Here is a 12,717-nt window from a genome sequence, read left to right as displayed (position 1 = left end):
ATCTGCTATCGCGACGAAATGCGCTCGTAAACCCTTCAAAATTATGTCATAAACAAACGCTATATCTGCTCTGGCAGGCTTAATGCCAGACTTTTTCATCGCTAAAAGGAAATCGTATGTCTCAGAATGTTCACTTTCAGGGCAATCCGGTCCCGGTTGCAGGTCACTTCCCGCAGGCTGGCGAACAGGCAAAAGCTTTCTCTCTGGTCGCAAAGGACCTGAGTGACGTCTCCCTTTCTCAGTATGCAGGTAAACGCAAAGTTCTGAACATTTTCCCAAGTATTGATACCGGCGTGTGCGCGGCATCAGTGCGCAAGTTCAACGAACGTTCTGGCGAATCCAGCAACACTGTAGTGCTGTGCATCTCTGCCGATCTGCCGTTTGCCCAGTCTCGTTTCTGCGGTGCAGAAAACGTGAGCAACGTGGTGACCCTGTCTGCGCTGCGCGGTGCGGAGTTCAAAGAAGATTACGGTGTGGCGATTGCTGATGGCCCACTGAAAGGCCTGACTGCCCGTGCAGTAGTGGTACTGGATGAAAACGACAAAGTAATTTACAGCGAATTGGTGAACGAAATCACCGAAGAGCCCAACTATGATGCGGCACTGGCTGCACTGAAGTAAGCATTAATATGATGTGATAAGGGCGCACTTCACAAAGTGCGCCCTTATTTATTGCATTAAGATAAGCGCTGTAAAATTACTCGCTCTCGCCGCGCTTCTGCCCCAACCCATATTCACGCAGTTTATTGGCAATCGCGGTATGCGACACACCCAGACGTTTTGCCAGTTTGCGCGTACTTGGGTAAGACAAGTAGAGCCGCGTCAGCACCGAACGTTCGAAACGGCTGGTGATCTCATCCAGCGAACCTTCCATCGCTTCTTCGCCCAGCGTCACATCTAACGCCTGCTCAGGCAGAATGATGTCCTGAGGACGTAACTCGTAGCCTTCCAGCTGCGTCAGTGCGCGATACAGCGCATTTTTCAACTGCCGCACATTACCCGGCCAGTTATAGCGCGTCAGGAACGGTGCCAACTGCGGTGACAAACGCGGACGCGGCAGTCCCTGCTCATCGGCAAAGCGCGCCACAAACATCTCTGTTAGCGGCAGGATGTCCAGCGGGCGCTCACGTAAAGGCGGCAAATTGAGCGTCAGTACATTAAGGCGGTAAAACAGGTCTTCACGGAACTCACCCCGTTGCACCAGCTCGATCAGGTTCTTCTGCGTGGCACAAATGACGCGCACATCCACATGCACTTCATGTTCTTCACCCACGCGACGGAAAGTGCCATCGTTGAGGAAGCGCAGCAGTTTTGTCTGCATGCGCGGTGACATCTCACCAATCTCATCCAGCAGCACCGAGCCGCCATTGGCCTGTTCAAAGAAACCTTTCTTGCCTTCCAGCGCGTTCGGATAAGCGCCCGCCGCGTGACCAAACAGCTCACTCTCGGCCACATCATCCGGCAGAGACGCACAGTTAAGCGCCAGAAAAGGTTTTTTACCGCGTGCGCTGCGCAGATGGCAGGCGCGTGCCAGCATATCTTTGCCGGTGCCAGTATCGCCGACAATCAGCAGTGGCGCGTCGTGCATCGCCAGTTTACGAGCCTGATCGATCACCTGACGCATTTTTGGCGTCACCGCCACGATGTGGTCAAATTCCGACTCATCCGTCACGGTGAGATTTTGCAGCTGACGTCCCATACGGGCGGTGGATTTCAGCGTGATCATTGCGCCGACGGGCTGATCGCTCTGCCCCTCTTCTTCCGCCAGATAAATTGGTCGGGCTTCCATCAGGAAATCACGGCCCTGAATAACAACGTGATGTGCCTGGGCTTCCACACGCTCATTCTCGATCCAGCGCTGGAAATTGAAACCGGTGATCAGAGTCGCGGCGTTCTGATTACGCAGCTTCTGTTCATCGAGATTAAACAGGTTTTGCGCTGCCGGGTTGGCGAGTTCCACCTTGCATTTAAGGTCGATAGAGAACACCGGCTCCGGCATAGCAATGAGTAATGCACTTAACGCGCGATGTTCACGCTCAGAGGGCATGTAGCTAACGGTGCGCACATCTGTTACGCCAGGTGTACGACGGATTTCCGCCATCAGCGTGCTGAAGGGTTCGAATTCAAGGGCAGAAAAGTTGAGATAGATGCGACCGAGCGGCGCAATTTCAATACCGCGCAAGTCGATGTTGCGCGCAACCAGCAGGTCGAGTAGCTCGCGCGCCAGACCGATGCGGTCCTGGCAGAAAACTTCCAAACGCATTGCGATGAGCCTTAGTCAGGTTTTGATTTTAGTGATAATACGCTAACTTGCAGCGCCTCAGAAGGGGGCTGTCATGAAAAGTTGACAGTTTGAGGCAGGTGACGTGAAGAAGTGTAGCGGAATGACCCACAATAATCCCGCCAAATATCACATTTAACAAAGATAATTTCACCTTCCACCTGATTGACAGCGTGAAAGGTGAGCAACAGGAAATTATTTAGCAGTCTGCCCTGCTTTTCCCCCACTCTTAGACAGGGATTCTTTTAGCTGAACCAATAGTTCCCGACGGAAATCTCCGAGACGCGGCTTATCATCTTCCAGCCAGGGCAGCGGACGGCATAATTCCATAGCTTTGATGCCTAATCTCGCGGTTAGCAAACCAGCACCGATACCCTGAGCAGCGCGTGCCGAGAGACGGGCCGCGATGTCCTGCGACATCCAATCCATCCCCACTTCACGCACCAGCTCGGAAGCACCGGCAAAGGCCATATTCAGCAACACTAAACGAAAAAGGCGGATACGGCTGAAATACCCCAACTCGATACCATAAATAGCTGCAATGCGATTGACCAGCCGCAGGTTGCGCCAGGCAATAAACGCCATGTCCACCAGCGCCAGTGGACTCACCGCAATCATCAGTGTCGATTCCGCAGCGTGGCGGCTGATCTCGCGATGCGCCTGACGATCCAGCACCGGTTGCACCAGTTGCGCGTAAAGCATCACAATTTCGCGATCGTTATGAGTTTCATGCAGCGCCGCGTGCCAGCGCTGCAAAGCCGGATGCGCCTGATCGAGCTGCGCCTGCTGGGCCAGCTTTTCGCAAAAAGCGCGGCCTTTGCCGATACCTTGGCTGTGCAGTAATTCCCGCCCGATATCCCGCTCTTCGGCTCGCTGGCGCAGTCGATAAAGACGACGCCACTCGCCAATTAATGCCCCGGCTCCGGCAATCACAATCAGGCTTCCAGCCACGCCGGTGCCGAGTGAAAACCAATCACGCGTGATCCAGGCATCGTGCATCCACTGAGCGCCCTGTGCGACCACGCTGATGCCAAAAATCCCCAGGCCGGCCCCTACCAGCTTGCGCCAGAGACTGCGTTTGGGGCGCAGCGCGGCCTCAACCACTTTTTCACCTTCGCCCTCTGCCAGCGGCTCTGACTCTTGAGTGGCTAGAAACGCGCTCTCGCTTTCCTCACTAAAAGTTTGCGCCGCACGTAGTGGTTGCTGCGCCTCCGCTTCAAGCGGTCGTGCAAAATCAATGCGCGGTTTTAATGGGGTTTCGTCGCTCATCGCAATTTATCTCCAAGTAAAAATTCCAGCGCGGCATCCATGCGAATGTGCGGCAGCGGCCGATCAACATCCAACTGCTGCGGCCGGAACTGTTCAAACTGAAATCCCTGCTGCTGCCAGAACTGATGCCCGGGCAAACGTGGCGGCACTTCGCCGGGATAGAAGGTCAGCGCTTCGCCGTCATGAAGACGATGACCGCGCAGCGCGGGCAGCTTTTCGCCACGATGGTCCACCAGCCCACTTTCGGTGGCCTGCACCGACGCCAGTCCAATACAATCCATGCTGATCCCTTCAAACGCCGCGTTTTGCCAGGCATCCTGAACCAGCTGTTGTAACAGCGACACCATATTGGCGTGCTGATCGGCCGTGATATGGTCGGCTTTGGTGGCGGCAAACAAGAGTTTGTCGATGACCGGGGAAAACAGACGACGGAACAACGTGCGCTGCCCGTAATGGAAGCTTTGCATCAACTGCGTCAGTGCCAGCCGCATATCATTGAACGCCTGCGGCCCGCTGTTTAACGGTTGCAGACAATCCACCAGCACGATCTGGCGGTCAAATCGCAGAAAATAATTTTTGTAGAAATCCTTCACCACATGCTGGCAGTAGTAGTTAAAGCGTTGTTGCAGCACGGCAAAGTTACTGCCTGCGGGAGCCTGCAACAGCTTGCTGGCGTGAATCTCATCCACCTGTGGCCAGGGGAAGAACTGCAGTGCCGGGGCACCTGCCATATCGCCCGGCAGCACAAAGCGGCCTGGCTGAATAAAGTGCAACCCCTCGGTTTTGCACTGATGCAGATAATCCGTCCAGGCCGCGGCAATCTCCGCCAGACGATTTTCATCCGCTGCGGCAAAAGGATCGAGATCCTGTGACAAGCTGTGCCAGTGTGCCGCCCACTGCTGACGATCGCCCTGCAGCAACCCCATCATCTGTCGCGACCAGCTGAGATAATCCTGCGCCAGCATCGGCAGATCGAGCAGCCATTCACCAGGGTAATCGACGATTTCCAGATAGAGCGTGGCGGTATCTTTGAAGTGGCGCAGCAGCGATTGCTCTGGCCGATAGCGCAGCGCCAGACGCATTTCACTGACACCGCGTGTCGGCGTTGGCCAGATGGGAGGCGTACCATAGAGTTGCGCCAGCCCTTCGTCATAGGTAAAACGCGGCGTCCCCAGCTCACGCTGCGGCACACGTTTGACGCCCAGCAGGCGCTCTTCACGCACAACGGAAAACAGCGGCAAACGGGCGCCGCTGTGTACATTGAGAAGTTGGTTCACCAGCGAGGTGATAAAGGCGGTTTTGCCGCTGCGGCTCAGCCCCGTTACGGCAAGGCGTAAGTGGCGGTCAACACCGCGATTCATCAACGCCGCCAGTTCATTTTGCAGTCTTTTCATCCATCTCCCTGACGAAACGTGCTGACAGGCGTTTGAATGCCTTACTCAGCAACGGTTCCAGGGCGGCCGCCAGAAGCAGGCGCAACGGGCGACGCGCCACCGATTTCACTGCCCAGCCAGCTAACCCGCCGGGCCCATAGGTTACTGCACTGATGATGATGAATTTCCCCGCCGACTTCAACGCAGGTGTTGCGCGGCGGCGCAGAGCAGTCATACGAGAATTGTACATCTCCACTCCTTAAGAATATGCGGTGAAGCGGACCCGCAGTGGGCCCGGCGGAAAAAAATCAGATTTGACGGAAGCGGCTACGCACACTGAAGGTCTCGGAGGTAACGTAGCGTTCGATATCTCGCACGTTACGCTCATCACTTTTCAACGATGTTTCCAGCTCATCCAGTAAATCACGTGCAGTTGGCGTATGCTGGTCGGGTGCATCTGCGGGCTTTTCATCCAGCACAAAGCCCAGGATGAAGTACGCCACCACGGTAAACATGAACAACCCGAAAAACAGCGACAGCACCACAATCACACGTAACAGGCGCACCGGAATATCCAGATACTCCGCCAGACCGGCACAGACGCCGCGCACTTTGCCTTGCTGCGGGATGCGCCACAATTTGCGGCCATTCATCATGGTTGCCTCCAGTTTGGATGCTCCGCATCCAGAATGGCTTCGAGTGCTTCCACACGTTCACGCATGCGGCGCGCGTCTTGCGTCAGCTGTTGCAGACGCTGCATATCGCCTGATGACAGTTCCGCGCCACCGTTGCGTTTGTTGCTGTAGTGCAGCCATAACCAGATCGGCGCCACAAAGAGCACGAAGATCGTCAGGGGTATGGCGAGAAAAAGTGCGCTCATTGACTCTCCTTAATCATTAACACTCTGGTCGAGGGGCTCAGCGTCGAGCCCCACGTCCCTTACTCGCTGCGGTTCATTTTGGCTTTCAGCGCGGCCAGTTGCTGGCTGATTTCGTCGTCAGCTTTCAGCTCGGCAAACTCCTGGTCGAGACCTTTTGGCTTACCAAAACGCTGACTCTCCGCTTCCGCTTCCATGTGGTCGATACGGCGTTCGAAAGACTCGAAACGCGCCATGGCTTCATCCAGCTTGCCGCTGTCCAGCTGACGGCGCACATCGCGGGAAGAAGATGCCGCCTGATGACGCAGCGTCAGGGCCTGCTGGCGTGCACGGGTTTCGCTGAGTTTTTTCTCCAGCTCACCGATCTCGCCTTTCATGCGGTCCAGTGTTTCCTCAACCTGAATGGCTTCTTGTTTGAGTGCTGCAATCAGATCGGTTAGTTTCTGTTTTTCAATCAGCGCAGCACGCGCTAAGTCTTCTTTTTCTTTGCTGATGGCCAGTTCGGCTTTTTCCTGCCATTCAGCCTGCTGGATTTCGGCCTGCTCGATACGGCGCAGCAGCTGTTTCTTTTCTGCCAGCGCGCGCGCTGAGGTGGAGCGAACTTCCACCAGCGTGTCTTCCATTTCCTGAATCATCAGGCGTACCAGTTTCTGCGGATCTTCGGCGCGTTCCAGCAGGGAATTGATGTTAGCGTTCACGATGTCGGCGAAACGAGAAAAAATACCCATAATGATGTTCCTCTGATTGTCATGTGGTTGTGCGGTGCACGGTTACTTAATACAAATGCCGTGCCAACTTTTAATTCATTGATTTTAAGAGGTTTGCATATTTTACATTCGCGCTGGCATCCATTAATGTAGTGAAATTGATTAACCAGTGGCGAAATTCATCATGGCAAATGGTAACGATAACCTGTTGGGCGAGTCGAATAACTTTCTGGAGGTGCTGGAGCAGGTTTCCCGTCTCGCGCCGCTGGAAAAACCGGTGCTGGTCATTGGCGAACGCGGAACCGGTAAAGAGTTGATTGCCAGCCGCCTGCACTATCTCTCCGATCGCTGGCAAGGGCCTTTTGTGTCGCTGAACTGCGCGGCACTGAATGAAAACCTGCTCGATTCCGAACTGTTCGGCCACGAAGCCGGGGCGTTTACCGGCGCGCAAAAACGTCATCTTGGCCGCTTTGAACGCGCTGATGCCGGCACCTTATTCCTCGATGAGCTGGCGACCGCGCCGATGCTGGTGCAGGAAAAGCTACTACGTGTCATCGAATACGGCCAGTTAGAGCGTGTTGGCGGCAATCAGTCCTTGCAGGTCAATGTGCGTCTGGTGTGTGCCACCAATGAGGATTTACCCGCACTGGCTGCGGCAGGAAAATTCCGCGCGGATCTACTCGATCGTCTCGCCTTTGATGTGGTGCAACTCCCACCATTACGCGAACGCCGCAGCGATATTCTGGTGATGGCCGAGCATTTTGCTATCCAGATGTGCCGCGAGCTCGGCCTGCCGTTGTTTCCCGGCTTCAGCGAGCGCGCTCAGCTCACGCTACTCACCCACAGTTGGCCCGGTAATGTACGTGAATTGAAGAATGTGGTGGAACGATCGGTGTATCGCCATCACAGTGCAGAAGAGGAACTGGATAACATCATTATCAATCCGTTCGCTCCGCGCAGCGCCCCGCCTGAAACCCTACCCGAGCCCAGCACCAGCGGCTTACCCTCCCTGCCACTTGATCTGCGCCAGTGGCAAAATCAGCAGGAGCGCGACCTGGTCGAAGCCAGCTTGCAACAGGCAAAATACAACCAACGCCGCGCCGCCGAGCTACTGCGCGTTACCTACCATCAGTTACGCGCCATGATGAAAAAGCACGGCATCCAGGCGCGGGATGAGGATTAGCCAATGGGGGGAACGTTAGCCACGTAAGATGAAAAGCCCCCGGTGATAATTTTGGAGTACATCGTGGCTTTGCTGCTAGCGGAGAAATCCCCACATCATCGTTTAACTGGTCGAAAGGTTTTTCAACGACAGCACAGGTGTGGGTCGGTTTTCCCTATAGCTTTTGTGCTGATGCAAGGCGGCAAGTGCGCTAATCCCCGGGAGCATACATCAGTATGTGACTGGGGTTAGTGCGCGCAGCCAACGCAGCAGCAGTGCAAAAGATGACGGGAAAAACGACACACAAAAAAAAGCCCGCATTAGATGCGGGCAACTTAATACTGGAAGCAATGTGAGCAATGTCGTGCTCTTCTTCGGTAGAGCCACCGTCGAAGCGCAGAAGAATAATAATCATTCTTATTATCATCTGTAAAGCCCTAATTGAGAATTTTTCTCATTTCCACACTAACATTGTGATTACCCCTTCGCCAGATTGGCGAAAAACAACGCAGAACCATCATGAATTTGGGGAGTGCGTGACGTTTGCGATACACTCACGCTATTGCCTCAGAATCGTTGAGTTCTATGCCAAAATTATTCTCCTCGCTGCTGCTCGGTCTCAGCGTATTGAGTGCGTCTGCGCTGGCCGCACCAACCAATAACATCCGTAATAGCGGTTTTGTTTATTGCGTCAATGGCACGGTCAATACCTTTAATCCTCAAATGGTCAGCAGCGGCCTGGTTGTGGATACGCTGGCGGCACAGCTCTATGACCGCCTGCTGGATGTGGACCCTTACACTTATCGCCTGATTCCTGACCTGGCACAGAGCTGGGAAGTGCGTGACAACGGTGCCACTTATCGTTTTCATCTGCGCAAAGATGTCTCTTTCCAGCACACCAACTGGTTTAAACCCACGCGAAAAATGAATGCCGATGACGTGGTGTTCAGCTTTGCGCGCATGTTTAATCGCCAGCATCCGTGGCATAACGTCAACGGTGGCAGCTATCCCTATTTCGATAGTTTGCAGTTCTCTGACTCGGTACAAAGTGTTAAAAAACTGGACAACGACACGGTAGAAATCCGTCTCAACAGTCCGGATGCCTCTTTCCTCTGGCACATTGCTACACATTACGCGCCAATCCTGTCGCAGGAATATGCCGACCAGCTGACGGCGAAAGGCCAGCAGGAGCGCCTTGATCGCGAGCCGGTGGGCACCGGTCCGTTCCAGTTGAGCGAGTACCGTACCGGGCAATATCTGCGCCTGGCGCGCAATCCGCAGTACTGGAAAGGTGTGCCGCGTCTGCAGCAAGTGGTGATCGATCTTGGCGTAGGCGGAACAGGACGTCTTTCGAAGTTGCTCACAGGTGAATGCGATGTGCTGGCGTATCCGGCGGCCAGCCAGCTCTCCATTTTGCGTGATGACCCGCGACTGCGCATGACGCTGCGTCCTGGCATGAACATCGCCTATTTAGCGTTCAATACGCGTAAACCGCCACTGGATCGCCCGGAAGTGCGTCACGCGCTGGCACTGGCGATCAATAACGAACGCCTGATGGAATCGATCTATTACGGCACTGCCGAAACCGCCGCCTCCATTTTACCGCGTGCTTCCTGGGCGTATGATAATGATGCGCGGGTCACCGAATACAATCCGGCGAAAGCTCGTGAAGCGCTGAAAGCGCTCGGGCTGGAAGATCTGCACTTGCGACTGGTGGTGCCTACCACCTCACAATCCTGGAACCCCAGCCCACTGAAAACCGCTGAACTGCTGCAAGCCGATTTGGCTCAGGTTGGCGTGCGCGTCACCATCGCGCCGGTGGAAGGCCGTTTCCAGGAAGCGCAGTTGATGGCGATGAATCATGATCTGACGCTGACCGGCTGGGCAACAGACAGTAACGACCCGGATAGCTTCTTCCGGCCGCTGTTGAGCTGTGCGGCCATCCGCTCGCAGACCAACTTTGCGCACTGGTGTTCACCGGCCTTTGATGAATCATTGCAACGGGCGCTGTTGTCGCAACAACTTTCGGCGCGCATCGACAGCTACGATCAGGCACAGCAAATTCTGGCGCAGGAATTACCGGTATTGCCGCTGGCGTCATCGTTGCGTTTACAGGCATATCGCCATGATATTAAAGGTCTGGTGCTAAGTCCGTTCGGGAATGCCTCGTTTGCCGGGGTTTACCGTGATGAGAGCAGCGAGGAATAAGCATGATCATCTATATATTGCGTCGCCTGCTGTTGCTGCTGATCACCCTGTTTTTATTGTCGCTGGTGAGTTTCAGCCTTAGCTACTTTACGCCGAATGCGCCGCTGGAAGGTGCCTCACTGTTCGATGCCTGGTGGTTCTGGTTTAAAGGCCTGCTGCAATTTGACTTCGGTGTTTCCAGCACCAACGGCCAGCTGATCGACCTGCAACTGCGCGAGGTGTTCCCCGCCACGCTGGAGCTTTGCATTCTGGCCTTCATGCTGGCGCTGCTGGTGGGTATTCCGCTGGGAATTTGCGCGGGTGTGATGCGCAAAAAATGGCAGGATAAAGCCATCAGCGCACTGGCACTGCTCGGTTTCTCGATGCCGGTGTTCTGGCTGGCACTGCTGTTCACCCTGTTCTTCTCCCTGACACTGGGCTGGTTGCCGGTTTCCGGACGCTTTGATCTGCTCTACCCGGTACAAAACGTGACCGGCTTTGCACTGATTGATGCCTGGCTGAGTCCTTCACCGTGGCGCCATGAGATGTTGATGAGTGCCCTGACTCATATGATTTTGCCGGTGGTGGTCCTGGCGGTCGCGCCAACCACCGAGGTCATTCGTTTACTGCGCAGCAGCACTAGCGATGTCATGGATAAAAACTATGTGAAAGCGGCAGCCACGCGCGGATTATCTCGCTTCACCGTGATTCGCCGCCATGTGCTGCACAACGCGCTGCCGCCCGTCATCCCGCGTCTGGGTTTGCAGTTTTCTACCATGCTGACGCTGGCGATGATTACGGAAGTGGTGTTCAACTGGCCGGGCATTGGCCGCTGGTTGATCAACGCCATTCGTCAGCAGGATTATGCGGCCATCTCTGCCGGTGTGATGGTGGTCGGCGGTTTGGTGATTCTGGTCAGCGTGCTGTCAGATATTCTGGGTGCGGCGCTTAATCCGTTGAAACACAAGGAATGGTATGCCTTACGATGATATCTATGCAGAGAAGCGGCTGCCCAGCCCGTTTCGTCTGTTCTGGCAGCGTTTTTATCGTGATACCAGTGGCATGATTGGGTTGTACGGTTTCGGCGCCCTGCTGTTCCTGTGCCTGTTTGGCGGCTTGCTGTCGCCTTACGGCATCGACCAGCAATTCCTTGGTTATCAACTGTTGCCGCCCTCCTGGTCGCGCTATGGGGATGTCTCCTTCTTCCTCGGCACCGACGATTTGGGCCGCGATGTGCTCAGTCGCCTACTAAGCGGTGTGGCTCCGACCGTGGGCTCGGCCCTGCTGGTCACGGTGTTGGCCGCAATCTGCGCGCTGATTCTCGGCATTCTGGCGGGCATTACTCATGGTTTACGCTCTGCCGTGATGAATCACGTGCTGGATACTTTGCTCTCCATTCCGTCGCTACTGCTGGCGATTATCGTGGTGGCCTTTTTAGGCCCGCGTCTTGAACACGCCATGCTGGCCGTTTTGCTGGCGATCATCCCGCGTCTGGTGCGTGAGATCTATACTGCGGTACATAATGAGATGGAAAAAGAGTATGTGGTGGCGCTGCGTCTGGACGGCGCGCGTAACCTGAATATTCTGTGGAACGCGGTGCTGCCAAACGTGTTGCCACTGCTGGTAAGTGAATTTACCCGTTCGCTATCCATGGCCATTCTCGACATTGCCGCGCTCGGTTTCCTCGATTTAGGGGCGCAACTGCCCTCACCGGAATGGGGAGCGATGCTGGGCGATGCGCTGGAGCTGATTTATGTCGCGCCCTGGACCGTGATGCTGCCCGGCGTCGCGCTGATGGTCAGTGTGTTGATCATTAACCTGCTGGGCGATGGCATCCGTCGCGCTGTAGAAGCGGGAGCTGAATAATGCCGTTACTGGATATTCGCAATCTCACTATCGAGTTCATGACCTCAGAAGGTCCGGTGAAGGCCGTTGATCGCATTAACCTGACACTCAGTGAAGGTGAAGTGCGTGGGCTGGTGGGTGAATCTGGTTCTGGCAAAAGTCTGATTGCCAAGGCGATTTGTGGTGTAACCAAAGATAACTGGCGCGTCACCGCCGATCGCATGGTGTTCGACGATGTCGATTTACTTCGCCTGTCGCCGCGCGAACGACGTCGTATTGTCGGCCATAACGTGTCGATGATTTTCCAGGAACCCCAATCCTGTCTGGATCCTTCAGAAAGTATTGGCCGCCAGTTGATGCAGGCTATTCCGCGCTGGACCTTTAAAGGCCGCTGGTATCAGCGTTTGTGGTTCTGGCGCAAAGCGCGCGCCATCGAACTGTTGCACCGCGTGGGCATTAAAGATCACAAAGACATCATGCGCAGTTTCCCGTATGAGTTGACGGAAGGTGAATGTCAGAAGGTGATGATCGCCATCGCACTGGCCAATCAGCCGCGTCTGCTGATCGCCGATGAACCAACTAACGCCATGGAGCCCACCACGCAGGCACAAATATTCCGCTTGCTAAGCCGCCTCAACCAAAATAACAACACCACGATTTTGCTGATCAGCCATGATCTGCGCACCATGAGCCAGTGGGCCGATCGCATCAACGTGATGTACTGCGGTCAGACCGTTGAAACCGCGCAGAGTGAAGATTTAATGGATACGCCGCATCATCCCTATACCCAGGCGCTGATCCGCGCGATGCCCGACTTTGGCAGTGCGCTACCGCATAAAAGCCGCCTGAACACACTTTCCGGCGCGATTCCCTCACTGGAGCATTTACCGATTGGCTGTCGTCTGGGCCCGCGTTGCCCGTATGCGCAGCGTAAATGCATTGAGACGCCGCGCCTCACCGGCACTAAATCCCACCTGTTTGCCTGTCACTTCCCGTTAAATGTGGAGGGGCAATGAG

The 12,717-nt window shown here is 55.1% G+C and carries 13 protein-coding genes; 6 read left to right on the top strand and 7 right to left on the bottom strand.

The features are described from left to right. Window positions 1-116 precede the first annotated feature (116 nt). Window positions 117-620: a thiol peroxidase gene (gene tpx, locus AC1MDE_RS03915; protein ID WP_034821364.1), complete on the top strand. Its 504-nt coding sequence runs from the start codon at window positions 117-119 to the stop codon at window positions 618-620. A gap of 76 nt (window positions 621-696) precedes the next feature. Here tpx and tyrR read toward each other — a convergent pair whose 3' ends face one another. The 7 genes from tyrR to pspA all read right to left on the bottom strand — a co-directional run bounded on the left by tyrR (window position 697) and on the right by pspA (window position 6,527). Continuing rightward, window positions 697-2,262, bottom strand: a complete 1,566-nt coding sequence (tyrR, locus tag AC1MDE_RS03910) for a transcriptional regulator TyrR (protein ID WP_034821366.1) — start codon at window positions 2,260-2,262, stop codon at window positions 697-699. A gap of 213 nt (window positions 2,263-2,475) precedes the next feature. Continuing rightward, complete coding sequence (locus AC1MDE_RS03905) at window positions 2,476-3,549, bottom strand: YcjF family protein (protein ID WP_479398633.1); 1,074 nt, start codon at window positions 3,547-3,549, stop codon at window positions 2,476-2,478. Next, window positions 3,546-4,943, bottom strand: a complete 1,398-nt coding sequence (locus tag AC1MDE_RS03900) for a YcjX family GTP-binding protein (RefSeq protein WP_058959784.1) — start codon at window positions 4,941-4,943, stop codon at window positions 3,546-3,548. The genes AC1MDE_RS03905 and AC1MDE_RS03900 overlap by 4 nt, the downstream gene beginning before the upstream one ends. Further along, the gene (gene pspD, locus AC1MDE_RS03895) at window positions 4,924-5,172 is read right to left on the bottom strand and encodes a phage shock protein PspD (RefSeq protein WP_034821379.1); all 249 of its coding nucleotides are present in this window, start codon (window positions 5,170-5,172) and stop codon (window positions 4,924-4,926) included. The genes AC1MDE_RS03900 and pspD overlap by 20 nt, the downstream gene beginning before the upstream one ends. Before the next feature lie 58 nt (window positions 5,173-5,230). Further along, window positions 5,231-5,578 (bottom strand): envelope stress response membrane protein PspC, encoded by a 348-nt coding sequence (gene pspC / locus AC1MDE_RS03890; protein ID WP_034821381.1) that lies wholly within the window; start codon window positions 5,576-5,578, stop codon window positions 5,231-5,233. Then, the gene (pspB, locus tag AC1MDE_RS03885; RefSeq protein ID WP_034821383.1) at window positions 5,575-5,802 is read right to left on the bottom strand and encodes an envelope stress response membrane protein PspB; all 228 of its coding nucleotides are present in this window, start codon (window positions 5,800-5,802) and stop codon (window positions 5,575-5,577) included. Before pspB ends, pspC begins: the two co-directional genes overlap by 4 nt. A 59-nt stretch (window positions 5,803-5,861) precedes the next feature. Then, window positions 5,862-6,527, bottom strand: a complete 666-nt coding sequence (gene pspA, locus AC1MDE_RS03880; protein WP_034821385.1) for a phage shock protein PspA — start codon at window positions 6,525-6,527, stop codon at window positions 5,862-5,864. Between the two features lie 163 nt (window positions 6,528-6,690). Between pspA and pspF the strand changes: the two genes are divergently transcribed. From pspF to sapD, 5 genes are all read left to right on the top strand, one after another. Then, window positions 6,691-7,689: a phage shock protein operon transcriptional activator gene (pspF, locus tag AC1MDE_RS03875; protein ID WP_058959847.1), complete on the top strand. Its 999-nt coding sequence runs from the start codon at window positions 6,691-6,693 to the stop codon at window positions 7,687-7,689. Between the two features lie 564 nt (window positions 7,690-8,253). Continuing rightward, window positions 8,254-9,876: an ABC transporter substrate-binding protein SapA gene (gene sapA / locus AC1MDE_RS03870; protein WP_166934988.1), complete on the top strand. Its 1,623-nt coding sequence runs from the start codon at window positions 8,254-8,256 to the stop codon at window positions 9,874-9,876. Window positions 9,877-9,878: 2 nt separating this feature from the next. After that, complete coding sequence (gene sapB, locus AC1MDE_RS03865; protein ID WP_034821411.1) at window positions 9,879-10,844, top strand: putrescine export ABC transporter permease SapB; 966 nt, start codon at window positions 9,879-9,881, stop codon at window positions 10,842-10,844. After that, window positions 10,831-11,721 carry a putrescine export ABC transporter permease SapC gene (gene sapC, locus AC1MDE_RS03860; protein WP_058959787.1) on the top strand — a complete coding sequence of 297 codons (891 nt, stop codon included), beginning with the start codon at window positions 10,831-10,833 and terminating at the stop codon, window positions 11,719-11,721. Before sapB ends, sapC begins: the two co-directional genes overlap by 14 nt. Next, window positions 11,721-12,716, top strand: a complete 996-nt coding sequence (gene sapD, locus AC1MDE_RS03855) for a putrescine export ABC transporter ATP-binding protein SapD (protein ID WP_058959788.1) — start codon at window positions 11,721-11,723, stop codon at window positions 12,714-12,716. The genes sapC and sapD overlap by 1 nt, the downstream gene beginning before the upstream one ends. The last annotated feature ends 1 nt before the right edge of the window (window position 12,717 follow it).

It is taken from the genome of Pantoea folii, from assembly GCF_056678875.1.
Note: the sequence above shows the minus strand (reverse complement) of the source record. Positions and strands in the feature narration are given on the sequence as shown.